Here is a 25,008-nt window from a genome sequence, read left to right as displayed (position 1 = left end):
CCTGCTCGCGAAAGAGCCCTGTCAGACGCTGCATGAGTTGCGCCAGACGAAAAAAAACGCCAACCCTGCGGTTGGCGTTTTTTCATTCGGCGCTAAACCCGATCACTCCGGTTTCTTGCGTCCAAACCCCGGGCGCTGACCCGAGCCGGCCGGTGCACCGCGACGCTTGCCGGATGGCTTGTCCCCATCGACCAGTTTGATCCCCGGACGCTTCGGCGCAGGTTTGGCCGGACGCTTATTGGTGGTGTCCGCTGGACGATCAGCCACCGGCGTACCGCGACCGGCAGGCGCGCCACGCTCGGTACGGCCATTGGCCGGACGCGGTGCGCGCTCGCCGTCACGGGCAACCGGCTTGCGACCTGGACGCTCGCCTTCGATCTGCGGCTCGCGGCCCGGACGTGGACCGGTCGGTGTGCCAGCGGCTGGGCGCAAGGTGCGCACGCGCTCGGTCTTGGCCATCGGCCGCGACGATTTACGCTGCATACGCTCCAGCTTGTCCTTGCTCTTGGCGTTCAGTTGCGGCATCGCCACCGGCGTCAGGCCGACTTCAGCACTGAGGATGTCGACTTCGTACTGGCTCATTTCGCGCCAGCGGCCCATCGGCAAGTCGGAGTTGAGGAACACCGGACCGAAGCGCACGCGCTTCAGACGGCTGACCACCAGACCCTGCGATTCCCACAGACGACGCACTTCACGGTTGCGGCCTTCCATTACCACGCAGTGATACCAGTGGTTGAAGCCTTCGCCACCCGGCGCCTGCTTGATGTCGGTGAACTTGGCCGGGCCGTCTTCCAGCACCACACCGGCCTTGAGGCGTTCAATCATCTCGTCGTCAACTTCACCACGGACACGCACGGCGTACTCGCGGTCCATCTCGTAGGACGGGTGCATCAAACGGTTGGCCAGTTCACCGTCAGTGGTGAACATCAGCAGACCGGTAGTGTTGATGTCGAGACGACCGATGTTGATCCAGCGGCCTTCTTTCGGACGCGGCAGCTTGTCGAACACGGTCGGACGGCCTTCCGGGTCGTCACGGGTGCAGATTTCGCCGTCGGGTTTGTTGTACATGATCACGCGGCGCACCGATTCGGCAGCCTCTTCGCGTTTGATCACCTTGCCATCGATGGTAATGGCGTCGTGCATGTCGACGCGCAGGCCGAGGGTGGCGTCTTTGCCATTGACCTTGATCCGGCCCTGGCTGATCCAGGCTTCGACGTCACGGCGCGAGCCGACGCCGATACGGGCGAGGACTTTCTGCAGTTTTTCGCCTGCTGGGCCGATTTCCTGGTCGTCTTTCTGATTGATGTCACTCATCTGGGCACCTCCCGGTGTGGTCTGTTCAGGCGGCGCCTGAAGCATTGAAAACTGTGTTTTCGGGCGAAGGGATCGCCGAAGGGTCGCGAATCATACGCGGATGTGCGCCATCGCGCATCAGAGACTAGCTGATCGATCGACAGTTATTTCTTTTTCCGCCGACCGGCACCGCCCAGTTTGATCAGGCGCAACGCGGCTTCGGCCAGCACCGTGCGCTTGTCGTCCTTGTCGAGCTTCTTCCAGGCCTTGATCTCGCGCTTGCTGCGGCCGCAACCGAGGCAGATGTCGTCGGAGAATTTGCAGAGGCTGATGCAGGGGTCTTTGGTTGAGCTCATCGCGTTCTCCAGAAAAACACAGATCCCTTGTAGGAGTGAGCCTGCTCGCGATTGCGGTGTGTCAGTCGACATCTTCTTGTCAGAGACACTGCTATCGCGAGCAGGCTCACTCCTACAAGGGATGGCGGTGTTCTTGTGATCGGGTCAGTCCTCGAATTCGCGCCGTTCGGCTTCGATGGCTTCGGCCAGCGCTCGGGCTTCGGCTTCTTCTTCGCTAAGTTCGGGTTCTGGCAGTTCGAGGGCGGCAACGGCAGCCAGGAGTTTCTCGCGGGCCTCGGCGACACCGAGAATGTCTTCCTCCGGTTCGGCTTCAGGCGGTTCAACTTCTACCGCCGGCTCGGTGATCTCGGGCTCAGACACCGGCGCTTCGCCATCCGCCGCATCGCGCAGCAAATCGTCGAAATCGGTCTTGATCCCCTCTTCCATGCTGTCCAGTTCCAGCAGCAAACTGTGGAAACTGGTTTCTTCCTTCTCTTCCTCCGGCTCGGCGCTGGCATCGGCCAGTTCCTGCAGATTCTGCGGCACCGGCGCGTCGTCGAAATCCAGCACCGGCTCGGCTTCCATCTCGCGCAGTTCGGCCAGCGGCGGCAGGTCCTCAAGGTTTTTCAGGTTGAAGTGATCGAGAAACGCCTTGGTCGTGGCAAACATCGCCGGTTTGCCCGGCACGTCGCGGTAGCCGACGACGCGAATCCACTCGCGCTCCAGCAGAGTCTTGACGATGTTGCTGTTGACCGCCACACCACGTACGTCTTCGATTTCGCCACGGGTGATCGGCTGGCGGTAGGCGATCAGCGCAATGGTTTCCAGCAAGGCACGCGAGTAGCGTTGCGGGCGCTCTTCCCACAGTCGACCGACCCAGGGCGAGAACTTCTCGCGGATCTGCAGGCGATAGCCCGACGAGACTTCCTTGAGTTCGAAGGCGCGGCCCTCGCAGGACTTGCCGAGCAGGGTCAAAGCTTTCTTGAAGACCGCCGGCTCCGGCCGCTCGCCTTCTTCGAACAGTTCGAACAGGCGCTCAAGTGATTGCGGTTTTCCCGAGGCCAACAGAAAGGCTTCAAGCAGGGGCGCCAGCTCGCGGGGTTCAGTCAGGTTCATGTTTGGACTCGTTATTCGGCTCGGGCTCGCACGTGGATCGCGGCGAACGGCTCATTCTGCACCAGCTCGACCAAGGATTCCTTGACCAGTTCAAGGATCGCCATAAAGGTCACTACCACACCGAGGCGGCCCTCTTCGGCGGTGAACAGCTCGACAAACGGCACGAAACCGCCGCCCTTGAGCCGTTCCAGCACATCGCTCATGCGCTCGCGCGTAGACAGCGCCTCGCGGCTGACCTGGTGACTTTCGAACATGTCGCCACGGCGCAGCACTTCGGCCATGCACATCAGGATTTCTTCCAGCGCGACATCGGGCAACAGCTTGCGCGCCCGCGCTTCTGGCGCGTCGAGTCTGGGCACGATCACATCGCGGCCGACCCGGCTCAGGCCATCGATACCTTCGGCGGCCGCCTTGAAGCGTTCATATTCCTGCAAGCGGCGGATCAGTTCGGCGCGCGGGTCGTCCTCTTCGTCTTCGACGGTTTCGGCGCGAGGCAGGAGCATGCGCGACTTGATCTCGGCCAGCATCGCGGCCATGACCAGGTATTCGGCGGCCAGTTCCAGGCGCACCGACTGCATCAACTCGACATAGCCCATGTACTGGCGGGTGATCTCCGCCACCGGGATGTCGAGGATATTGATGTTCTGTTTGCGGATCAGGTACAGCAGCAAGTCGAGCGGGCCCTCGAACGCTTCAAGGAAGACTTCCAGCGCATCGGGCGGAATGTACAGGTCCAGCGGCATTTCCATGACCGCCTGGCCATAAACCATGGCAAACGGCAGCTCCTGTTGAGCGCCGGCCTGGGGATCGACCACGGTTTCCACTGCGGACATTCAGGCCTCGACCATGAACGGCGTCGGATCGCCGCAACCGACACGGACCACTTCCGGGTCGTCGCCGGTCAGATCGATGACCGTCGAGGCCTTGATACCGCCGAAGCCGCCGTCGACGATCAAGTCCACTTGGTGCTCAAGCAACTGGCGCATTTCGTACGGATCGCTGAGCGGGTCTTCGTCGCCGGGCATGATCAGGGTCACGCTCATCAGCGGCTCGCCGAGTTCGGCCAACAGCGCCAGGGCAATCGGATGGCTTGGCACGCGCAGGCCGATCGTGCGTTTCTTCGGATGCAGCAACAGACGCGGCACTTCACGGGTAGCGTTGAGAATGAAGGTGTAAGGCCCCGGCAGATGCGCCTTCAGGATACGGAAGGTGCCGGTGTCGATCTTGGCATAGTTACCCAGTTGCGACAGGTCGCTGCAGATCAGCGCGAAGTTGTGCTTTTCATCGAGCTGGCGCAGGCGGCGTACACGCTCGATGGCAGTCTTGTCGCCGATCTGGCAACCGATGGCGTAGGACGAGTCCGTGGGATAAACCACCACCCCGCCCTTGCGAATGATCTCGACCGCCTGTTTGATCAGGCGCGCTTGCGGGTTTTCCGGATGTATCTGGAAAAATTGACTCACATTCTCTACCTGTTCAGACGGCGGCAATATCTGTGTCATGTTTGAACCGACACCACAGGGGTGGAAGGTCCTCGGGAACCGGCCGGTACTGGCCGATCTCGGACCAGCCGCCAGGGCCATGGAAGTCACTGCCGGCGCTGACCAGCAGACCGAACTCACGGGCAAGGATCGCCAGGCTGCCCACCTGCTCCGCAGGCTGATGGCCGTTGACCACCTCGATTGCGTGCCCGCCTGCTTGAATATAGTCGGCAATCAGCTTCCGGCGCTTGCTGCGGGTGAAATCGTAGTGCCAGGGATGCGCCAGGCTGACCCAGGCACCCGCGGCGCGCAGCGTGCCAACGGTGTCTTCCAGGGTCGGCCAATGCAGCTTGACGTCGCCGAGCTTGCCGGCGCCGAGCCATTTGCGAAACGCCTCGGCGCGATCCTTTACAAAACCTTCACGCACCATCCAGTCGGCAAAATGCGGGCGGGCTGGCGCGTTACCGCTGTCGCCCAGTTCCTGCTGGACCTGTCGGGCGCCCTCGAGGGCACCGGGCATGCCCTTGAGGGCGAGCTTGCGGCTTATTTCTTCCGACCGTAGCCAGCGGCCATCGTGCAATTTGGCGATGGCCTCAACCAGCGGTGCAGCGTTGACGTCGAAACCGTAGCCCAGCACATGAATGGTCGCCCCGCCCCAGGTGCAAGACAATTCGACGCCATTGACCAGTTGCATGCCCAGCTCGTTGGCGGCCGTACGCGCTTCGGCGAGGCCTTCGAGGGTGTCATGGTCGGTCAGGGACAAGACTCGCACGCCGTTCTCGAACGCACGCGCAACCAGTACCGCGGGCGCCAGGGCGCCGTCGGAGGCCGTGCTGTGGCAGTGCAAATCAACATTCACGGGGAGTTGTAACCTCAAATCAGCCGGCGCTATCGCGCGCCCATATGTTTGTTATTATGCCGACACATCCAGCTTCTGGCTCTCACTGTGAAACAATTCATCGATTTCATCCCGCTTCTGCTGTTCTTCATCGTTTACAAACTTGACCCTCGGGTCGTCGACATCGCCGGGCATGAAGTGACCGTAGGCGGAATCTACAGCGCTACGGCGATGCTGATCATCAGTTCTCTGGTGGTGTACGGCGCCCTGTTCATCAAACAGCGCAAGCTGGAAAAGAGCCAATGGCTGACGCTGATTGCGTGCCTGGTGTTCGGTAGCCTGACGCTGGCCTTCCACAGCGAAACCTTCCTGAAATGGAAAGCGCCGGTGGTCAACTGGCTGTTCGCCGCGGCCTTCATCGGCAGCCACTTCATCGGTGACCGCCTGCTTATCAAGCGCATCATGGGCCACGCGCTGACATTGCCGGACCCGGTGTGGACGCGCCTGAACATCGCCTGGATCGGCTTTTTCCTGTTCTGCGGCGCGGCCAACCTGTTCGTTGCCTTTACCTTCCAGAGCATCTGGGTCGACTTCAAGGTGTTCGGCAGCCTGGGCATGACGGTGCTGTTCCTGGTCGCGCAAGGCATCTACCTGTCTCGTCACCTGCACGACGCCGACACTACAACACCGAAAACCGAGGACTGACATGCTCTACGCCATCATTGCCACCGACGTCGCCAACTCGCTCGAAGCACGCCTGGCTGCACGCCCGGCGCATCTGCAACGCCTGCAAGCACTCAAGGGCGAAGGCCGCATCGTCCTGGCCGGCCCGCACCCGGCCGTCGACAGCAATGATCCGGGCGCAGCGGGGTTCACCGGCAGCCTGATCGTTGCCGAGTTCGACTCGCTGAACGCCGCGCAAGCCTGGGCTGACGCCGACCCGTACATCGCCGCTGGCGTCTACGCAAACGTGATCGTCAAACCTTTCAAACAAGTCTTACCGTAATCCCCACTGTGGCGAGGGAGCTTGTCGAATCGTCGCACCGTCCCGCTGGGGAGCGAAGCGCCCCCCGCTTTTTCAACTCAAAAGCAGTGGGACTGCTGCGCAGTCCCGCGGGAGCAAGCTCCCTCGCCACAGTTTCAACATGTGCCATCCCTCTGCATTACTCGCAGCACTGAACCTTCTCGGTTCATCGCCCTCTCAATCGCTCATTATTCTCGTTTGCCTGCCGACAACCTGCCCAATATCCATTTGGAAACAGGTGTCGCGATGCGCAAGGGTCCGTTGTGTCTGATGTTGCTCACGTTGTCGATCATGGCGCCCGCCCATGGTGAGGAAACCACCGAGGGTGGCAGCTCCACGCCATTGTCGCTGAGTGCCGGCAGTCAGATCACCGAGTTGCAGCAGCGCCTCAAGGCCAGCGAGCAGCAACGCGAAGAACTGAACAAACAACTGCAAAATGCCGACAACACCCGCGAAAGCGCCCAACTCGCCCGGCTGCGCCAAGAGAATCAGCGCTTGAAGCTGCAACTCAAGGAAGCCCAGGCGAGTCCGTTGCCGCGTCTGCTGACCGATCAGCAGCAGTGGTTCGTCACTGGCGCTGGAGTAGCGCTATTGGCGCTGCTCTGCGGTATCTTTGCCAGTGGTGCAAGCCGAAAACGTCGGCAGTGGCTAAATTGAGTGAGTCATGAGCGAGCTGTTACTGATTGATGATGACCAGGAGTTGTGTGAACTCCTGAGTAGCTGGTTGAGCCAGGAAGGCTTCCAGGTGCGCGCCTGCCACGATGGCCAGAGCGCCCGCAAGGCCTTGGCCGAAACCGCCCCCGCGGCGGTGGTGCTGGACGTGATGCTGCCCGACGGCAGCGGTCTGGAACTGCTCAAGCAATTGCGCAACGACCACGCCGACCTGCCGGTGCTGATGCTTTCAGCGCGTGGCGAACCGCTGGACCGTATCCTCGGCCTCGAACTGGGCGCCGACGATTACCTGGCCAAACCCTGCGACCCACGCGAACTGACCGCCCGCCTGCGCGCCGTATTGCGCCGCAGCCACCCGGCCGCCGTGTCGACGCAGCTTGAGCTGGGTGATTTGAGTTTCAGCCCGGTGCGCGGCGTGGTCAGCATCGACGAAAAAGAACTGACCCTGACGGTATCCGAGAGCCGCCTGCTCGAAGCCCTGCTCAAGCAGCCCGGCGAGCCGCTGGACAAGCAGGAGCTGGCGCAACTGGCGCTCGGCCGCAAGTTGACCCTGTACGACCGCAGCCTCGACATGCACGTCAGCAACCTGCGCAAAAAGATCGGCCCCCACCCCGACGGCCGCCCGCGCATCGTTGCGCTGCGTAGCCGGGGTTACTACTACAGCCTCTAGGAAACACTCAGGCCTCTGTGGCGAGGGAGCTTGTCGAATCGTCGCACCGTCCCGCTGGATTGCGCAGCAATCCCTCTGCTGTTGAGGCGGACAGCGAGGCCGCTTCGCTGCCCAGCGGGAGCAAGCTCCCTCGCCACAAAAATGTATTGTCAGGCTGATGACGAAGCGTCTTTACCGAAGCTTTACCCAGCGCTGACCGCCGCTGACCTTGATCTGCGTAATCTGCACTCATCCGGAACGTACCGGGAACGAGACAAGGAGATACACCATGCGCAAGACTCTTATCGCTCTGATGTTCGCTGCCGCTCTGCCAACCGTGGCCATGGCCATGCCGCAGGATGGCGGTCCGCTGGGTGGTCCGCTTGACGGCCCGCGCCACGGCGGTCAGATGCACGGCGGCATGCACGGCAAAGGCCCGTACAGCCAGCTCGACCTGTCCCGCGAACAACGCGAGCAGATCCGCAAGATCATGGGCGAGCAGATGCACGAGCGTAAGCAAGTGGTCGACAAGTACCTGGAAAAACTCTCGCCGGCCGACCAGAAAGCCATGAAGGACGAGATCGCGGCCAACCACAAGAAAGCCGAGTCCGAGGTGCGTGGGCTGCTGAAGCCGGAGCAACAGAAGCAGTTCGACGAGATCCAGAAGAAACGCGCCGAACGCCGCGCCGAATGGGCCGAGTTCAAGGCCTGGAAAGCGCAGCAGGCACAAAAGGCGCAATAATGCGTTAACCCTAGGCCCGACGGCTTACCCCGTCGGGCCTGTTTCCACCGATCCAACTGTAGGAGTGAGCCTGCTCGCGATAGCGGTGTGTCAGATAAGCATTAATTGACTGACCCACCGTTATCGCGAGCAGGCTCACTCCTACAATGGTTTTTATGTTGTCAGAGGAATTTCTGTGCGTTCACTGTTCTGGCGAATTCTCGCAAGCTTCTGGCTGGCCATCGCTCTGGTAGCCGGGCTGTCGATTCTGCTCGGGCACATGCTCAACCAGGACGCGTGGATTCTCAGCCGCCATCCGGGCCTCAACACACTCGCCGCGCAGTGGACGCAAACCTACGAAACCCAGGGCGAAGACGCCGCGCAAGACATCCTCGAACAACGCAAACGCCAGTACCACATCGACGTTCAAGTGCTCAACGAAACCGGCGATCCGGTGGTCCGCGGTACCTTCCCGCGTCGCGCCGCTGCCTTCGAAGCGCGGCAGAATAACGATGACCGTCGCCTGCCGTGGCGGCGTCTGACCGACGAGTTCACCAGTGCAAAAACCGGTGACACTTATTTGTTCATTTATCGCATCCCGCATCCGGAGCTTGATTCGTGGCACCGCGAAAGCCTGCTCTGGCCGCTGAGTGCACTCGGCATCGCCTTGGTGGTACTGACCTTGTTCAGCTTGCTGGTGACCCTATCCATCACCCGCCCGCTCAGCCGTCTGCGCGGCGCGGTGCATGATCTGGGGCAAACCACGTATCAGCAGAACAGCCTGGCGAAGCTGGCCAACCGCCGTGATGAGTTCGGCGTACTCGCGACCGACTTCAACCGCATGGGCGCGCGCTTGCAAAGCCTGATCAGCAGTCAGCGCCAATTGCTGCGCGACGTGTCCCATGAATTGCGCTCACCACTGGCGCGCCTGCGCATTGCCTTGGCACTGGCGGAACGGGCCAGTCCTGAAGAACGCGAAAAGCTCTGGCCACGACTGACCCGCGAATGCGATCGCCTCGAAGCGCTGATCAGCGAAATTCTGGTGCTGGCGCGGGTCGATGCCGACAATGCCAGCGCCGAAGACGTGGATTTGAACGCGCTCCTCGCCACGCTGCAGAAGGACGCACAACTGGCGTCGCCGGAACAGGTCGTGCAACTCAATGCCGAGCCGCCACTGAACCTCAAGGGCTGGCCGACGATGATCGAACGCGCCGTCGACAACTTGCTGCGCAATGCCCAGCGTTTCAACCCGCCGGATCAGCCGATTGAACTGCAGGCCTCACGCCAGGGCGAGCGGATGGTCATCAGCGTGCGCGACCACGGGCCCGGGGTGCAGGCTGAGCATCTAAGTCAGTTGGGCGAGCCGTTCTATCGGGCGCCGGGGCAAACGGCGGCCGGCCATGGGTTGGGACTGGCGATTGCCAAGCGGGCGGCGGAACGGCATGGCGGCACCCTGACGCTGGCCAATCATCCGCAGGGCGGGTTTGTGGCGAGTCTGGAATTGCCGCTGGTGCCGGGGGTCGTGCCCCAGCCCTGAAGCAAAAAAAATGTGGGAGCGAGCCTGCTCGCGAAAGCGGTGTGTCAGTCAACGAATATGACAACTGACACTCCCTCTTCGCGAGCAGGCTCACTCCTACATTTGATCGGGGTATCAGGCGTTACCGGGCCAGGCGCTGACGAATTGCGCCACATCAACCTTCTCCGCTACCCGCGGCTCCTTCTGCGGCGTGCCGAGGTAGAGAAACGCAATCACCTCCTCGTCCGCCGCCAGTCCCAAGCCATTGGCGACATGCTTCGAATAAGCCAGCTCGCCCGTACGCCAAACCGCGCCAATCCCCTGTGCATACGCCGCCAGCAGGATCCCGTGAGCCGCGCACCCGGCGGCCAGCAGTTGCTCGGCCTTCGGATATTTGACGTGTTCCTGCAATCTGGCGATCACCACGACCACCAGCGGCGCACGCAACGGGCCGTTGCGGGCCTTGTCGATCATCGCTTCGGTGACTTCGCCTTCCTGCATTTGCGCAGCCTCGGCCAGCAACTCGCCCATCTGCTCACGAGCCGCGCCTTCGACGGTCAGAAAGCGATACGGCTGCAAGTGGCCGTGATCCGGTGCACGCATGGCCGCCCGGAACAGGGCTTCGCGCTGCTCGGCAGTCGGGGCCGGTTCGACCAGTCGGGGAACGGAAACACGGTTGAGCAACGCGTCGAGAGCCTGCATCGGCCACCTCCTGAAAAAAATGTGCGGCTATTCTAGCTTTAACTGCGCACCGCCTGCCGGTTTACATGCCCTGCCCCACAGGTAGAATGGCGCCCTTCCCACATCAGCCCGAGCGGACTCCATGGCGTTGCCGACCTTACGGATCATTGGTTTTATCATCGGCATCTTCCTGATCACCCTGGCTGTCGCCATGGTCGTGCCGATGGCCACCCTGGTGATTTTCGAGCGCACCAGCGATCTGCCGTCGTTCCTCTGGGCGAGCATGATCACCTTCGTCGCCGGCCTGGCCTTGGTGATTCCCGGCAGACCCGAACACATCCACCTGCGCCCGCGGGACATGTATCTGCTGACCGTCAGCAGTTGGCTGGTGGTGTGTATCTTCGCCGCGCTGCCGTTTCTGCTGACCCAGCACATCAGCTACACCGATTCATTTTTCGAAAGCATGTCCGGCATCACCGCCACCGGGGCGACAGTGCTCAACGGCCTCGACAACATGTCGCCCGGCATCCTGATGTGGCGTTCGTTGTTGCACTGGATCGGCGGCATCGGCTTTATCGGTATGGCGGTAGCGATTCTGCCGCTGTTGCGCATCGGTGGCATGCGCCTGTTCCAGACCGAATCCTCGGACCGCTCGGAAAAAGTCATGCCGCGCTCGCACATGGTGGCGCGGCTGATCGTGGCGGCATATGTCGGCATTACCATTCTCGGCAGCCTGGCGTTCTGGTGGGCGGGGATGAGCCCGTTCGATGCGATCAACCACGCGATGTCGGCCATCTCCACGGGCGGGTTCTCGACGTCCGACCAGTCGCTGGCCAAATGGACGCAACCGGCGGTGCACTGGGTGGCGATTGTCATCATGATCCTCGGCAGCCTGCCGTTCACCCTGTACGTGGCGACACTGCGCGGCAACCGCAAGGCGCTGATCAGGGATCAACAGGTACAGGGTTTGCTGGCGATGCTGCTGGTGACCTGGCTGGTGCTCGGCACCTGGTACTGGTGGACCACCCAACTGCATTGGCTGGAGGCGCTGCGGCATGTGGCGCTGAACGTGACCTCAGTAGTTACCACCACCGGGTTTGCCCTGGGCGATTACAGCCTGTGGGGCAATTTCTCGCTGATGCTGTTCTTCTATCTGGGCTTTGTCGGCGGCTGCTCGGGATCGACCGCGGGCGGGATCAAGATCTTCCGTTTCCAGGTCGCCTATATCCTGCTCAAGGCCAACCTTAACCAACTGATTCACCCGCGCGCGGTGATCAAGCAGAAGTACAACGGCCACCGCCTCGACGAAGAAATCGTGCGCTCGATTCTGACCTTTTCGTTTTTCTTCGCCATCACCATCTGCGTGATCGCCCTGCTGCTGTCGCTGCTCGGCGTGGACTGGATGACGGCATTGACCGGCGCCGCCAGCACCGTCTCCGGCGTCGGCCCGGGTCTGGGCGAAACCATCGGCCCGGCGGGCAACTTCGCCACGCTGCCGGATGCGGCCAAGTGGATCCTGTCGTTCGGCATGCTGCTCGGGCGACTGGAGATCATTACCGTGTTTGTGCTGTGTATTCCGGCGTTCTGGCGTCATTGATCGTGCCCGGTGCCTGCAACAGCCGGGTCCGGTAATCGCCGGGCGTGGTGTTGAACCAGCGGCGAAAGGCACGGAAGAAATTGCTCGGATCGGCGAACCCCAGCAGGTAGGCAATTTCCAGCAAGGTCATGCCCGGTTGCGCCAGATACTGCTCGGCCAGTTCACGTCGGGTGTCGTCGAGCAACTGCTGAAAACTCGTCCCCTCCTCTTGCAAGCGTCGCTGCAGAGTGCGCTGGGACAGGTGCAAGGTCTGCGCCACGGTATCGCGCTTGGGTTCGCCCTGAGGCAGCAGCCGACAAAGCACCTGTCGCGCCTTGTGGGTCACGCGGCTTTCGGAAAAACGCGCCAGGTATTCCCCGGCAAAACGGTCGTGCAACAGCGCCATCGCCTCATTGGCCGTTGGCAGCGGCGCCTCCATGTCGGCCCGTTCGAAAATCAGCGCATCGTACGGCGCGCTGAAGGTCATCGGTGCGTGAAAGGCTAGCTTGTAAGGCTCCAGGTCAGCCGGTTCATCGCCCTGCATCAAGACTTTCACCGGGTGCAGCGTGCGCCCGCTCAGCCAGCCGCAAAGCGCCAGGGCGCAGGCCAGTGACGCTTCGGCACTTTGCCGGGTCGGCGGCAGATGATCGCCGTGAACCGTCAGGATCAGGCCATACCCTTCATCGAGCAAACGAAAACTCAGGTCGGCACTTTCGGCGATGATGCGCTGATAACGCACCAGCCGTTGAAAGCCTTCGGCCAGGGTGTTGCTCGACATGAGCGCATAGCCGGCGACATGAAACGAGGCCGGTCGCACCACCTTGCCCATGTTCAGGCCGATCGCCGGGTTGCCGGACAAGTCGACCGCGCGTTGCCAGAGCCGGGTCATGGAGTCTTGCGGGAAGCGCGCGTCCGGATCGTCCAGCGCTGCGTAATCGAGCCCCAGTTGCTTGAACAGAACCCGGCAATCCAGGCCGTCCATCTCCAGCGCTTTGACAATCCCCATCGCCCAGCTTGCAGAAGTCGTTCGTTCGCTCATGGCGTCTTATTCTTTTACATGATGGGCTGCATCTTGCGAGCCGATTTGCGAAGGATACTAAAGTGGCGCCGATTGTCACTGGCCCACCCCCATGATCACTCTAGACTCAAATAAGCTACCCGCCGCACAACTCGTCGCCAGAACAATAACCACAGAGATCGCAGTCGTGGAAAACGTAAAGCAATTCAACAGCTTCGCTGAGTTCTACCCGTATTACCTCAGCGAGCACAGCAACAGCACCTGTCGGCGCTTGCATTTCATCGGCACCAGCCTGGTGATTTTCATCCTCGCCCTGACCGTCGCCAAAGGCGCGTGGCTGCTGTTGCTGGCCCTGCCGCTGGCCGGCTACAGCTTTGCCTGGATCGGGCATTTCTTCTTTGAAAAGAACCGACCGGCGACTTTCCAGCATCCGCTGTACAGCCTGCTCGGTGACTTTGTCATGTACCGCGACATGATTCTGGGTCGCGTAGCGTTCTGAAGGAGGCTCTGCCCGTGAATGCCACTGCCCGCTTTACCCATATGAAGGACGGCACCGAGGAAGACTGGGCGATCATCGCCGCCGACTTCAGCGCCTATGCCAGACAGCTACCGGCGCGGATCATCACTCATTTGAAATTGCTCGAAGGCGACTTCGGTGGTTTCCCCGTGGATCGCCTGACCCACTCGTTGCAAACCGCAACCCGTGCCTTTCGTGATGGCCGCGACGAGGAGTATGTGGTTTGCGCGCTGCTGCACGACATCGGGGACACCCTCGGCTCCTACAACCACCCGGACATTGCTGCGGCGATTCTCAAGCCGTTTGTCAGCGCCGAAAATCTGTGGATGGTCGAGAAGCACGGGATCTTTCAGGGGTACTACTTCTTTCATCACCTGGGCATGGATCGGCACCTGCGCGAGCAGTTCAAGGACCATCCGCAGTTTCAAGCGACGGCCGAGTTTTGCGCCAAATACGATGCGGCGGCGTTTGATCCGAATTACGAAAGCCTGCCGTTGAGCTTTTTCGAGCCGATGATGGAGCGGCTGTTTGCGCAGCCAAAGAACTCGATTTACAAGGTGGCGATGGAGCAACACAGCCCGGCCTGAGCACACCGCAGATGAAGAAATGTGGGAGCGGGCTTGCTCGCGAAAGCAGTGTGTCAGTTGATATTTCCTTGTCTGACACAGCGAATTCGCGAGCAAGCCCGCTCCCACATCTGGATCTGTGTGGGTCAGGCGATTTCGGCAACCCTGGCCGCTTTCAACTGCGCCTCGCGCGCCTGCGCATCCGCCAGCCGATACAACTCGATCGTGCCATCCCAATGCTCGATCAGCGCCGTGCACGATTCCACCCAATCGCCGCAGTTGAGGTAATCGACCTCGCCCACCTTGCGAATCTCGGCATGGTGAATGTGTCCGCAAACCACCCCATGCAGTCCACGCTTCACGCATTCATGGGCGATGGCTTCCTCAAAGTCGCTGATGAAACTCACCGCCGTCTTGACCTTGTGCTTGAGGTACGCCGACAACGACCAGTACCCGTAGCCATACCGCGCCCGCCAGTGATTGAGCCAGCGATTGAGGGTCAAGGTGAATTCATAGGCGGAGTCGCCGAGAAAGGCCAGCCAGCGGTGATAACGGGTGATCACGTCGAACTGATCGCCGTGAATCACCAGCAAATGCCGGCCATCTGCCGTGACATGCACCGCCTCGTCGACCAACTGGATATTGCCGAGAATCAGCTTCGAATAGCGTCTTAAAAATTCATCGTGGTTGCCGGTGACATAAATTACCTCGGTGCCGCGCTTGCTCATCGTCAGCAGACGACGAATCACGTTGGTGTGTGCCTGAGGCCAGTACATGCCGCCGCGCAGTTTCCAGCCGTCGATGATGTCGCCGACCAGGTAGATCTTGTCGGCATGATAGCCCTTGAGAAACTGCGATAAATGCTCGGCCTGGCAATCGCGCGTGCCCAGGTGCACGTCGGAGATCCACAGGGTTCGCACCCGTTGTTTGCGGCTGGGTCTGGCGAGCTCGGCGCTGGTCATGGGCAACCCTCTGCGATGTTTTCGCCAGCTTGCGCGCGTCCGGTTAATCGACCGTGACAGGCGTGCGTCAGTCGTGTGACAGCGCACATCGTTCACAAATTGAGGATTCGGATGACAGACGCGACGGCGCCAGCGCTTTAGACTGGCGCTCTCTTGATGATCGTTCCCATGCTCCTGCATGCAGCCGTGACGCTCCGCGTCATTGGACGCAGAGCGTCCCTGGAGGCATTCCTTTGCTGCGCGTGGGAACGATCAAAACTGTGTCTGGATCAAGGATTGCAATGACTCCGCGTACCGCCCTCGGCGCCCTGCATATCGGCGCTTTGATGTTCGGCCTGACCGGTGTGTTCGGCAAACTCGCCGCCGCGTCGCCGGCAGTTATCGTCTTCGGCCGCGCCGCGTTTGCCGTGCTCGCGCTGGCTTTCTTCGCCCGTTTCGCCAGCCAGAACGGCTGGCAAAAACTGCAAGCGGTGGACTGGCGGCGCCTGGCGCTCAGCGGCGTGTTGCTGGCCGGACACTGGGTGAGTTTTTTCGTTTCGGTGAAGATTGCCGGTGTCGCCATCGCCACGTTGGGCTTTGCCAGTTTTCCAGCCTTTACGGTGATTCTCGAAGGGCTGATTTTCCGTGAGCGCATCCGCGCCAATGAAATCGTGCTGGTGGTGCTGGTAAGCCTCGGGCTGGTGCTGGTGACGCCGGCGTTCGACCTGGGCAGTGGCGCGACCGTCGGTTTGCTCTGGGCGGTGCTGTCCGGCCTGCTGTTTTCCCTGCTGTCGCTGACCAATCGCGCCAGCTCAGGGCGCATCCCGGCGGTGCAGGCGGGGCTGTGCCAGAACGTGGTGGTCGCGTTGTGTCTGTTGCCAGTCGCAGCGCCACAACTGAGTGAGGTCCGCGCTTTGGACTGGCTGTGGATCGCTCTGCTCGGGGTGTTCTGCACGGGCGTGGCGCACAGCCTGTTCGTGGCCAGCCTGGCGGTGATCAAGGCGCGCACGGCGGCGGTGGTGTTCGCCATGGAGCCGGTTTACGGAATCACCATCGCCTGGTTGCTGTTCAGTGAGACCCCGACGCTGCGCATGCTCATCGGTGGCGCGTTGATCATTATCGCCATCGTGGTGTCGGCGCGGATGTCAGGCTCGGCCAACAAGAAAACCGTCGCTGCCGAGTCCGCATCTCACTGAGCGCGGTCGTTGTGCCCAAGATCACGGTCAGGATCAATCTGATCGCGAACCCGCTGTTTCAACACTTTGGCTTCGGGGAAACCGCCATCGGCCTTGCGTTCCCAGATCTGCACACCCGCGCAGGTGATGTGAAACACCCCGCCGGTGCCGGGCACCAGTGAGACTTTGCCGAGATCATCGGCAAACGTGCTGAGCAACTCCTGCGCCAGCCACGCGGCGCGCAGCAGCCACTGGCATTGGGTGCAATAGGTGATAACAACTTCTGCTTTGGCGACAGTCATGTTCGCTGGACTCATGAGACAGAGGGCGCCGCTATAATAGCCGGCTTTACCGCTTGCCCCGAGACTCACAATGCGCCGTTTGCTGTTCTGCCTGCTGCTTGGTTTGCTTCCCGTGTTGGTTTACGCCGGTGAAACACCGCGACCGAAAGTCGGCCTGGTGTTGTCCGGTGGCGCGGCGCGCGGGCTGGCGCACATTGGCGTGCTCAAGGCCCTGGAAGAGCAAGGCATCAAGATCGATGCAATCGCCGGCACCAGCATGGGCGCGGTGGTCGGCGGACTGTACGCCTCGGGCTATCAGATCGATGAACTGGAAAAACTCGCGCTGAACATCGACTGGCAAGCCGCGTTGTCCGACGCCCCGCCCCGAGAAGACGTGCCGTTTCGACGCAAGCAGGACGACCGCGACTTTCTGGTCAAACAGAAACTCAGCTTTCGCGACGACGGCAGCCTCGGCCTGCCGTTGGGGGTGATTCAGGGCCAGAACCTGGCGCTGTTGCTTGAGAGCCTTTTAGCGCATACCAGCGACACCCGGGATTTCGACAAGCTGCCCATTCCGTTCCGCGCCGTGGCGACGGACATTGCCAACGGCGAGAAAGTGGTGTTTCGCAAAGGTCATCTGCCCCAGGTGATCCGTGCCAGCATGTCGATCCCGGCAGTATTCGCCCCGGTGGAGCTCAACGGCCGCCTGCTGGTGGACGGCGGCATGACCGACAACATCCCTCTGGATGTCGCGCGGGAAATGGGCGTCGACATCGCCATCGTCGTCGACATCGGCACGCCGCTGCGCAACCGCAAACAGTTGAGCACCGTGGTCGATGTGCTGAATCAGTCGATCACCCTGATGACCCGCAGCAACTCTGAAGAACAATTGGCCAACCTCAAACCCACCGACGTGCTGATCCAGCCGGCGCTGGCAGCGTTTGGCGTGACCGATTTCGGCAAAGCCCAGGAAATGATCGACGCCGGCTACCGCGCCACCCGAATCCTCGACACGCGCCTGGCTCAGCTCAAACCCGACGAATCCCAGGATGCCGAACTCAACGCCGCCCGCTCGCCAGGTCAGCGCACGCCGGTCATTACCGCGATCCGCGTCGAAAACGATTCGAAAGTCGACGATGACGTGATTCGCTACTACATCCGCCAGCCCGTCGGCGAACCACTGGACCTGAGCCGCTTGCACTCGGACATGGGCACCCTGTACGGCCTCGACTATTTCGAGCAGGTGCAATACCGCGTGGTGCACAAGGGTAACGATCACACGCTGGTCATCAGCGCGCGCGGCAAACGCAGCGGCACCGACTACCTGCGAGTTGGCCTGAACCTGTCGGACGACATGCGCGGCGACAGCGCTTTCAATCTCGGCGCCAGCTATCGCGTCAACGGTATCAACCGCCTCGGCGCCGAATGGCTGACCCGCGCGCAGATTGGCGACAAACAGGAACTGTACAGCGAGTTTTATCAGCCGCTGGACGTCGGTTCGCGCTATTTCGTCGCGCCCTACGCCGCGTTTGAAGCACAGAATGTCGATTCAGTGCTCGATAACGATCCGGTCGCGCAATATCGCGTCGAGCGCTATGGCTTCGGCCTCAACCTCGGCCGCCAGATCGGTAACAATGGCGAAGTGCGTTTCGGCGTCGGTCAGGCCTGGGGCAAGGCTGACGTGCGCATTGGTGATCAGGACCTGCCGAGCGAAAGCTTCAACGAGGGTTTTTACTCGCTGAAGTACTCTTACGATTCGCTGGATAACGTGTATTTCCCTCACGAGGGCAAGGACGTCAGCCTGACCTTTGCGCAGTTCGAGCCGGGCCTGGGTTCCGACACACGTTACCGGCAGTGGGAGTTCAAACTCGACAAAGCCATGAGCCATGGCCCGGACACGCTGATTCTGGGTGGGCGCTACGGCCGCACGCTGGATGACGCCAATGTGGTGACATCGAGCTTCCTGCTCGGCGGTGCGCGGCAGTTGTCAGGCTTTCGCGAAGACGCCATTTCCGGGCAGAACGTCAGCCTGATGCGCGCCGTGTATTACCGTCGGCTGACGCCGCGATCATACCTGCCACTGGACTTCCCACTGTACGCCGGTGCTTCGCTGGAACGCGGCCGGGCGTGGAACAACGATAATGAATTCGACAGCGGCTACATCAACGCAGCCAGCGTGTTTATCGGTTTCGACACGCCGTTGGGGCCGTTGAACTTCAGCTATGGACTCAATGATGCGGATGAACAGGCGGTGTATCTGAATCTGGGACAGACCTTTTAATCACGTCGCTTGGCAATCAGCCATCGCGAGCAGGATCACTCCTACATTTGAACGGTGTTCAGAGATCCAATGTAGGAGTGAGCCTGCTCGCGATAGCGGTTCCAGACACACCACCAACAATCGGTTCTCAACGAATCCCGGCCAACAACGTCCGCGCCGTTTGCTTCAGCGGTTCATCGCCCTCCTTGAGCAATTCAGTGAGCAAGGCAATCGCACTGTCGATATCGCCGTCATCGATGCAGGTTTGCGCCTGCTCCAGCTTTTCCGAACCAGCGGCCGGCTCCCCCATCAGAGGTCGCTGCGAATCATCGAACTCATTGAGAAAGTCATCATCCAGCGGCTGCGCGTCCGGCTCGGAGAACCATTCGAGTTCCACGTCGTCCTTGCTAGCCACCTCTCCCAGGTCGAAACCTTCCGGCAATACTTGCAGGTCTGACAGTGAGACGTTTTCGTCCGCCACGGGCGGAACGGACGTTTCTTTACTCGCTTCCAGGTCCCAATTGGCATCCATCGACAGCTCACCCAGATTCAGCTCGAAATCATCTTCGGGGGCTGTTGGAACGGAACCACCGTCGGGGGCGAGCGCCACAACCGGCGCCAACGCGGCAGTGCTGACCAGTTTGGCATGGCGAATGCGTGCTTCCTGAAGTTGCCGGTCCTCGACACCCAGGTCGCGCAAACGGCTTTCCTGCCGATCGTAGGCGGCGCTGTCGCCCTGACGACCGTACACTTCGAGTAATTGCAGGCCGAGGTCAATGCGCTCCGGCTCCTTTTGCAAGGCATCGCGTAACAGCCCGGCGGCTTCCCCGAGCCTTCCGTAAGCCAGATAAATGCCCACGGCTTCGAGTACATCACCCGCGCCCGGCTCTTCGCGGGGGTCGGGCGTCACGTTGGTGGTGACGGGCGCGGCAGCGTCGACGGGGTCGGCGTCAGGCTCGGGCCCCTGCGGCAATAGCGTCAGCGGCTCGCCCGCTTGCTCTGTTTGCTGGCGCCGACGCTGCACGAACAACACGCCCAGCGCCCCGAGCGCCAACAACAGGCCGGCGAGCAGTGGCCAGTTCACACCGCCCTCAGGCTCGGCAGCAGGTGCAAGCGCTGACGGAGGTGCAATCGGCGCAGCGACGGGCACTGGTGGCGGTTGTTGCAATTGCGCCAGACGGGTTTGCAAGTCACTGACCTGCTTCCTGCCGTCGGCAATCTGCGCCTCCTGTGCCTGCAACCTCGCGTTCTGTTCATCCACGGTTTTCTGCAGTTGTTGATTCAGCAACACACTGGCGGCCAGTTGCTCGGCCAGGCCATCGTTGACGGGAGTCGTTGCCGATGGCGGCGACGCGGGCGCGGCTTCACGCTTGCCCTGTGCCGCCTGGGGCTTCGCTGTAGCGGGTTCGACCGCAGGAAACCCGGAAGTCTGCGCCGGCGGATCCGGCTCATCGGTGGCCGGCACGATACCGGGCGAACCCGGCGGGTCGATCAGCACGGTGTATTCGCGCAACAGGCGGCCATTGGGCTGGTCGAGTTGCACAAGGAAATTCAAAAACGGTTCGCTGACCGGTTTACGAGACGTCACCCGGATCATCTGGCGCTTGCCACGCAGAATCGGTGTGAACCTGAGATCGTTGAGAAAGAACACGCGCTCGACGCCGGCCCGGCCGAATTCCTCCGCCGAGGCCAGGCTGGCCGAGAGATCGTTTTGCGTCAAAGTGCCGACATCGGCCAACGCGATGTCGGCTTTGAACGGCTGATTGAGGGCTGAGTGAACCGTTATTTCGCCCAACCCCAACGCCATCGACCAGGTCGAATAGCTGAATACGCCCGCGAATAGCAGCCATTTGGCGCCCTCGCGCAGCACGTGCCGACTTGCAAGCATGGGCATCCCTTAAATAAGCAAAACCGGTTTCCAGGCGTTCGTACATCCGGTACGAACACGATATTGCCCAGTAGTTCTTATAGTCTGCTCAGCGCGATCCCTCAAAAAACCGGTGCGGTGTTATGCCTCAGGATTTTTCCAGATTGGCCAAAATGTGCCCGTGAACGCGCATGCACACCTTTAAATCCGCCTCGTCGACGCCATCGAACAATTCGTGGCGCAGCTGTGTGGCAATGGTTTCAATTTGTTCGATCAACGGCAGCGCAGGTGCGCACAGGACTATTTTTTTCGCCCGGCGGTCTTCGAGCACGGACTGGCGTTGCACCAGCCCCTGGCTTTCAAGACTATCGAGCAAGCGTGCCAGAGTCGGGCCTTCGACGCCGACGCTCTGCGCCAGTTCACGTTGGGTCGGCGCTTCTTCAAAGCGCGCCAGGTGCAGCAGCACCAGCCAGCGCGCCTGGGACAGCCCGAGGCCAGCAAGGCGCCGGTCCAGTTCGGCACGCCAGCCACGGGACATCTGGGCCAGTTGCATGCCAAAGCGGTGTTGATCGGTTAACGGCATAAAACACTCACGGTTAGACTGAAAATACGGAAAATCTAATTATTAGTCAGCTAAGCATGAGCGGCAGTTATAGGCAAGAGACGCTCTGTACTGAATCGTTACAACTGCACAGGGCTTGGCGCAAACGCCGTCTCACATCTCAAATTCAGACTGCAACGCCGCCCGCACACAATAAAGCACACCCTCGGGCACCCTCCCGGCGAACAGCTCTGCAATTTCGGCGACCGGCGGCAACTCGCCCTCCCCATCGAGAAACGCGTCCTGCACCTCACCCATCAGCTCTTCAGGCAAGTCCAGCGCCTGCTCCAGCGACAGCTGCTGCTTGCCGATGGCCTCGGCGAGCATGCTGTAAACGTTCTTCTCCGAGCACTGCAACTGCCCGGCGATCTGCATCGGCGTCATCCCGGCGCGGGCCAGGGTAATCAGCTCGTGGCGTACGTCGGCCACCACCTTCGGCGCCTCCGCCTCGCCGCCGAGCACTTCGAGGAAGGCCTCGCCGTAGCGCTCCAGCTTGCGCGCGCCAACACCGCTGACCCGGGCCATTTCCGCCAGCGAGGTCGGTTGGCTGCGGAGCATTTCCAGCAAGGTCGAATCGGGAAAAATAACGTACGGCGGCACACCGTGTTCTTCGGCCAGTTTACGCCGCAGGGCGCGCAAGGCTTCCCACTGTTCGCGCTCTTCGCCGCGCACCAACTGACTGGCCGGGCTCTTGCTGGTGGTCTTGGCGGTGACCTGCGGTTTGAGATCGCGGCGCAACTCCAGGGTCACTTCGCCCTTGAGCAGCGGTCGGCAGCTGTCGTTCAGGCGCAGACCGCCGTAGCCCTCGTGATCGACATCCGCCAACCCGCGCGCCACCAACTGGCGGAACAGCGAGCGCCATTCGCTCTCACTCAGGGCCTTGCCGACACCGTACACCGACAGGTGCTGATGGCCGAAGCTGCGGACTTTTTCGTTGTCCTTGCCCAGCAACACGTCGACCAGATGGCCGACGCCATAGCGCTGCCCGGTGCGGAAAATCGCCGACAACGCCTGGCGCGCCGGCTCGGTCGCGTCCCAGGTCTGCACGCCATCGACGCAGTTGTCGCAGTGGCCGCAGGGTTCAGGCATGTCTTCGTCGAAGTAGGCCAGCAGCGTCTGGCGGCGGCAGCGGGTTTCTTCGCACAGCGAGAGCATGGCGTCGAGCTTGTGCTGCTCCAGACGCTTGTGCCGCTCGTCGCCTTCGGAGTTTTGCAGCATCTGCTTGAGCATCACCACGTCTTGCAGGCCGTAGGCCATCCACGCATCCGCCGGCAGGCCGTCACGACCACCGCGACCGGTTTCCTGATAATAGGCTTCAAGGGATTTCGGCAGATCCAGGTGGGCGACAAAACGCACGTTGGGCTTGTCGATACCCATGCCGAACGCCACGGTGGCGACCATGATCAGGCCTTCCTCGTTGAGAAAGCGCTTTTGGTGATAGGCGCGCAAATCATTGGGCAGGCCGGCGTGGTAAGGCAGCGCCGGAAAGCCCTGCTCACTGAGGAACGCCGCGACTTCCTCGACCTTCTTGCGCGACAGGCAATAAACGATGCCGGCATCGCTGCGCCGCTCGGCGAGGAACGCCAGCAACTGCTTGCGCGGCTGCTCTTTGGGGACGATGCGGTAGAAGATGTTCGGGCGGTCAAAACTCGACAGGAAACGTTCGGCGTTCTGCAAGTGCAGACGGGTAACGATTTCTTCGCGAGTGCGCTTGTCGGCGGTGGCCGTCAGGGCGATACGCGGCACATTGGGAAACATCTCGGCCAACTGGCCCAGTTGCAGATATTCCGGACGGAAATCATGGCCCCATTGCGATACGCAGTGGGCTTCGTCAATCGCGAACAAGGCGATGTCCAGGCCCTGCAGGAACGCCAACATGCGCGGCTGCACCAGACGCTCGGGCGCCAAATAGAGCATTTTCACTTCACCGCGCTTGATCCGCACCGCCAGATCGCGCTGCTGCTCGGCGCTCAGCGTGGAGTTCAGCGCGGCAGCGGCCACGCCCAGCTCTTCAAGGGTGGCGACCTGATCGTCCATCAATGCGATCAGAGGCGAAACCACCACCGCCAAACCTTCACGCAACAGCGCCGGCACCTGGAAGCACAAGGACTTGCCGCCACCGGTAGGCATCAGCACCAGCGCATCACCGCCGCTGGCCACACGCTCAATGATTGCACCCTGACGGCCACGGAAACTGTCGTAGCCGAAGATGTCCTTGAGGACGCGTTGAGCCTGTTCGAGCATAAAAACTCCAAAAATCTACCGATACATCCCTGCTCAGGCTGGTTCAGAACAGCCGGGGCTGCTTAAACAAAACGTAAGAACGCATTGCATGAAACGCACAATGCGAGCAGGAATCGCAAAACGCGGCAGTATACCCGAGGCCTTCACTGCGCAGGGTGCCGCTGATAAGACACACTCTGCAATTCGCCTCAGAACCCTGTGGGAGCGAGCCTGCTCGCGAATACGGTGGGTCAGTTGAGACAAACGTGCCTGACACGCCGCCTTCGCGAGCAGGCTCGCTCCCACAGGGTTATTCGTGCGTCGCGTAATTGGGCCAAATCTGCCATGCGGCTGGCTAGAGCGCGCAAGAAGGCCTAGAATTCCCGCATTGTTTATTCCCCAAGGTAGCCCCGTAATGTCCTTCGCTGAGCAACTGACCCGCCTGCAAGTCTTCCTCGACGCCGACGAGCTGCACGAAGAGGCGCTGGATTACGTCGCCGCCCACGGTTACCTGACCGCGCTGTCGATCTGCTCCGAAGACGTCCCGGAGCGCGAGTGGATCGACGCGCTGTTTGCCGAAGAGCCGCACTACAGCGACGAAGCCCAGCGCGCCGAAATCGAAGCCACGCTGATCGGCCTCAAAGCCCACATCGCCCGTCAACTGGCCTCGGATGAAGAATTCGAACTGCCTTGCGAACTGGACCTGGGTGAAGAGCCGGACGACTCGGATCTGCGCGGCTGGTGCATCGGCTTCATGGAAGGTGTGTTCCTGCGCGAAGCGGCCTGGTTCGAAACCGCCGAAGAAGAAGTCAGCGAAATGCTCCTGCCGATCATGGTCGGTTCCGGCCTGTTCGACGAACAGCCAGAGTTCGAAGACATCGCCAAGGACGCCAACCTGATGGACGATATGATCGTACAGATCCCGGAAGCGCTGACCGCGCTGTACCTGCTGTGCCAGGCACCTGACGAAAAACCGGCGATTCTCAAGCCACGCCACCACTAAGACCCGGCCTATGGACAATCCCATAGGCAACCGTCCCCTGATGTTGCGCTACGTCCTGCTGGCTATCGGCTGGCTCAGCGTGGCATTGGGGGTGATCGGCATCTTCCTGCCCGTCCTGCCCACCACCCCTTTCCTTCTGCTCGCCGCGGCCTGTTTCGCGCGCAGCTCTCCGCGCTTTTACCAATGGCTGGTCGAGCATCCTCGGCTCGGACCGTGGATCCGTGATTACCTTGAGGGCAACGGCATTCCGCTCAAGGGCAAGGTTTATGCGATCGGGCTGATGTGGGTGAGCATTCTGTTCTCGTGTTATCTGGTGCCACTGCTGTGGGCGCGGGGATTCATGTTGACCAGTGCGGTGTTGGTAACGGTTTATATTTTGCGGCAGAAGACACTCCATAAGCGCTGAGTTGTAATTAAGTTGCGCGCAACAACAGCGCCCCGTTGATACCGTTCATCTCAAGAGCGCCCGCACCTGTCAGATCTGACAGGTGCGCAAGCCCTCCAATACGCGTTAACTCACTCCGTCGCCTTTGCCCACGGAGTCAGCGCCATGTCCAGCCCCAGCGAGCCTCTCGTCCTCGCGGAACTCGATATCCCTGGTCGCACCGGCCCGGTAGCGGAAACTCCGGTGAAAATCTGGGGCATCAACATCGC

The 25,008-nt window shown here is 61.1% G+C and carries 26 protein-coding genes; 13 read left to right on the top strand and 13 right to left on the bottom strand.

Annotation, left to right across the window (positions count from 1 at the left end; translation table 11 throughout):
- Positions 1-102: 102 nt before the first annotated feature.
- From rluB to HU755_RS22115, 6 genes are all read right to left on the bottom strand, one after another.
- Positions 103-1,314: a 23S rRNA pseudouridine(2605) synthase RluB gene (gene rluB / locus HU755_RS22140; protein WP_186636538.1), complete on the bottom strand. Its 1,212-nt coding sequence runs from the start codon at positions 1,312-1,314 to the stop codon at positions 103-105.
- Between the two features lie 143 nt (positions 1,315-1,457).
- On the bottom strand, positions 1,458-1,649 hold the full coding sequence (locus HU755_RS22135) for a DUF1289 domain-containing protein (RefSeq protein ID WP_016771121.1): 192 nt from the start codon (positions 1,647-1,649) through the stop codon (positions 1,458-1,460).
- A 144-nt stretch (positions 1,650-1,793) separates the two neighbouring features.
- On the bottom strand, positions 1,794-2,744 hold the full coding sequence (gene scpB, locus HU755_RS22130; RefSeq protein WP_186636527.1) for an SMC-Scp complex subunit ScpB: 951 nt from the start codon (positions 2,742-2,744) through the stop codon (positions 1,794-1,796).
- Between the two features lie 11 nt (positions 2,745-2,755).
- Positions 2,756-3,454, bottom strand: a complete 699-nt coding sequence (locus tag HU755_RS22125; protein WP_174245102.1) for a ScpA family protein — start codon at positions 3,452-3,454, stop codon at positions 2,756-2,758.
- Positions 3,455-3,577: 123 nt separating this feature from the next.
- Positions 3,578-4,207, bottom strand: coding sequence for an L-threonylcarbamoyladenylate synthase (locus HU755_RS22120; protein WP_038363745.1), 630 nt, complete (start codon positions 4,205-4,207; stop codon positions 3,578-3,580).
- Positions 4,208-4,220: 13 nt separating this feature from the next.
- The gene (locus HU755_RS22115) at positions 4,221-5,084 is read right to left on the bottom strand and encodes a PHP domain-containing protein (RefSeq protein WP_186636522.1); all 864 of its coding nucleotides are present in this window, start codon (positions 5,082-5,084) and stop codon (positions 4,221-4,223) included.
- Positions 5,085-5,171: 87 nt separating this feature from the next.
- Here HU755_RS22115 and HU755_RS22110 point away from each other — a divergent pair, with 87 nt between their 5' ends.
- From HU755_RS22110 to HU755_RS22085, 6 genes are all read left to right on the top strand, one after another.
- On the top strand, positions 5,172-5,768 hold the full coding sequence (locus HU755_RS22110; protein WP_186550800.1) for a septation protein A: 597 nt from the start codon (positions 5,172-5,174) through the stop codon (positions 5,766-5,768).
- Position 5,769: 1 nt separating this feature from the next.
- Complete coding sequence (locus tag HU755_RS22105; RefSeq protein WP_186636519.1) at positions 5,770-6,069, top strand: YciI family protein; 300 nt, start codon at positions 5,770-5,772, stop codon at positions 6,067-6,069.
- A gap of 264 nt (positions 6,070-6,333) precedes the next feature.
- Positions 6,334-6,744, top strand: a complete 411-nt coding sequence (locus tag HU755_RS22100) for a translation initiation factor 2 (RefSeq protein WP_039761083.1) — start codon at positions 6,334-6,336, stop codon at positions 6,742-6,744.
- Between the two features lie 7 nt (positions 6,745-6,751).
- Positions 6,752-7,429: a response regulator transcription factor gene (locus HU755_RS22095; RefSeq protein WP_016771129.1), complete on the top strand. Its 678-nt coding sequence runs from the start codon at positions 6,752-6,754 to the stop codon at positions 7,427-7,429.
- Positions 7,430-7,697: 268 nt separating this feature from the next.
- Positions 7,698-8,150: a Spy/CpxP family protein refolding chaperone gene (locus HU755_RS22090; RefSeq protein ID WP_186550808.1), complete on the top strand. Its 453-nt coding sequence runs from the start codon at positions 7,698-7,700 to the stop codon at positions 8,148-8,150.
- A gap of 175 nt (positions 8,151-8,325) precedes the next feature.
- Positions 8,326-9,666 carry an ATP-binding protein gene (locus tag HU755_RS22085; protein WP_186636504.1) on the top strand — a complete coding sequence of 447 codons (1,341 nt, stop codon included), beginning with the start codon at positions 8,326-8,328 and terminating at the stop codon, positions 9,664-9,666.
- Between the two features lie 114 nt (positions 9,667-9,780).
- Here the strand turns inward: HU755_RS22085 and HU755_RS22080 are convergent, their stop codons facing one another.
- Positions 9,781-10,347 (bottom strand): NAD(P)H nitroreductase, encoded by a 567-nt coding sequence (locus tag HU755_RS22080; RefSeq protein ID WP_186636502.1) that lies wholly within the window; start codon positions 10,345-10,347, stop codon positions 9,781-9,783.
- Between the two features lie 121 nt (positions 10,348-10,468).
- Here HU755_RS22080 and HU755_RS22075 point away from each other — a divergent pair, with 121 nt between their 5' ends.
- Complete coding sequence (locus tag HU755_RS22075; protein WP_186550814.1) at positions 10,469-11,923, top strand: TrkH family potassium uptake protein; 1,455 nt, start codon at positions 10,469-10,471, stop codon at positions 11,921-11,923.
- Here HU755_RS22075 and HU755_RS22070 read toward each other — a convergent pair.
- Positions 11,880-12,941 carry an AraC family transcriptional regulator gene (locus HU755_RS22070; RefSeq protein WP_202883675.1) on the bottom strand — a complete coding sequence of 354 codons (1,062 nt, stop codon included), beginning with the start codon at positions 12,939-12,941 and terminating at the stop codon, positions 11,880-11,882. The genes HU755_RS22075 and HU755_RS22070 overlap by 44 nt on opposite strands.
- Before the next feature lie 166 nt (positions 12,942-13,107).
- Between HU755_RS22070 and HU755_RS22065 the strand changes: the two genes are divergently transcribed.
- Positions 13,108-13,419: a DUF962 domain-containing protein gene (locus HU755_RS22065; protein WP_186550816.1), complete on the top strand. Its 312-nt coding sequence runs from the start codon at positions 13,108-13,110 to the stop codon at positions 13,417-13,419.
- 14 nt (positions 13,420-13,433) lie between these two features.
- Positions 13,434-14,024 carry an HD domain-containing protein gene (locus tag HU755_RS22060; protein WP_186636500.1) on the top strand — a complete coding sequence of 197 codons (591 nt, stop codon included), beginning with the start codon at positions 13,434-13,436 and terminating at the stop codon, positions 14,022-14,024.
- A gap of 125 nt (positions 14,025-14,149) precedes the next feature.
- Here HU755_RS22060 and HU755_RS22055 read toward each other — a convergent pair whose 3' ends face one another.
- Positions 14,150-14,965 (bottom strand): UDP-2,3-diacylglucosamine diphosphatase, encoded by an 816-nt coding sequence (locus tag HU755_RS22055; protein ID WP_186550820.1) that lies wholly within the window; start codon positions 14,963-14,965, stop codon positions 14,150-14,152.
- A 281-nt stretch (positions 14,966-15,246) separates the two neighbouring features.
- Here HU755_RS22055 and HU755_RS22050 point away from each other — a divergent pair, with 281 nt between their 5' ends.
- Positions 15,247-16,140 (top strand): DMT family transporter, encoded by an 894-nt coding sequence (locus HU755_RS22050; protein ID WP_186636498.1) that lies wholly within the window; start codon positions 15,247-15,249, stop codon positions 16,138-16,140.
- On the opposite strand, the gene HU755_RS22045 is transcribed toward HU755_RS22050, so the two are convergent.
- Positions 16,134-16,421, bottom strand: a complete 288-nt coding sequence (locus HU755_RS22045; protein WP_160768200.1) for a SelT/SelW/SelH family protein — start codon at positions 16,419-16,421, stop codon at positions 16,134-16,136. The genes HU755_RS22050 and HU755_RS22045 overlap by 7 nt on opposite strands.
- A gap of 70 nt (positions 16,422-16,491) precedes the next feature.
- Between HU755_RS22045 and HU755_RS22040 the strand changes: the two genes are divergently transcribed.
- Positions 16,492-18,681 carry a patatin-like phospholipase family protein gene (locus HU755_RS22040; RefSeq protein WP_186636497.1) on the top strand — a complete coding sequence of 730 codons (2,190 nt, stop codon included), beginning with the start codon at positions 16,492-16,494 and terminating at the stop codon, positions 18,679-18,681.
- 127 nt (positions 18,682-18,808) lie between these two features.
- On the opposite strand, the gene HU755_RS22035 is transcribed toward HU755_RS22040, so the two are convergent.
- From HU755_RS22035 to recQ, 3 genes are all read right to left on the bottom strand, one after another.
- The gene (locus tag HU755_RS22035) at positions 18,809-20,548 is read right to left on the bottom strand and encodes a FimV/HubP family polar landmark protein (RefSeq protein ID WP_186636484.1); all 1,740 of its coding nucleotides are present in this window, start codon (positions 20,546-20,548) and stop codon (positions 18,809-18,811) included.
- A 127-nt stretch (positions 20,549-20,675) separates the two neighbouring features.
- Complete coding sequence (locus HU755_RS22030; RefSeq protein ID WP_186621733.1) at positions 20,676-21,110, bottom strand: MarR family transcriptional regulator; 435 nt, start codon at positions 21,108-21,110, stop codon at positions 20,676-20,678.
- A 132-nt stretch (positions 21,111-21,242) separates the two neighbouring features.
- Complete coding sequence (recQ, locus tag HU755_RS22025) at positions 21,243-23,372, bottom strand: DNA helicase RecQ (RefSeq protein ID WP_186636481.1); 2,130 nt, start codon at positions 23,370-23,372, stop codon at positions 21,243-21,245.
- A gap of 394 nt (positions 23,373-23,766) precedes the next feature.
- On the opposite strand from recQ, the gene HU755_RS22020 reads away from it, so the two are divergent.
- Together HU755_RS22020 and HU755_RS22015 are read left to right on the top strand one after the other, a co-directional pair.
- A complete protein-coding gene (locus HU755_RS22020) occupies positions 23,767-24,354 on the top strand; it encodes a YecA family protein (protein ID WP_186550834.1) in 588 nt (195 codons plus the stop codon).
- Positions 24,355-24,364: 10 nt separating this feature from the next.
- Complete coding sequence (locus HU755_RS22015) at positions 24,365-24,760, top strand: YbaN family protein (RefSeq protein WP_186636478.1); 396 nt, start codon at positions 24,365-24,367, stop codon at positions 24,758-24,760.
- Positions 24,761-25,008: the final 248 nt, after the last annotated feature.

This window comes from Pseudomonas sp. SWRI111, assembly GCF_014268555.1.
Taxonomy (GTDB): Bacteria; Pseudomonadota; Gammaproteobacteria; order Pseudomonadales; family Pseudomonadaceae; genus Aquipseudomonas; species Aquipseudomonas hamedanensis.
The sequence above is the reverse complement of the archived record's forward strand: the minus strand, read 5'-3'. Positions and strand labels throughout refer to the sequence as shown.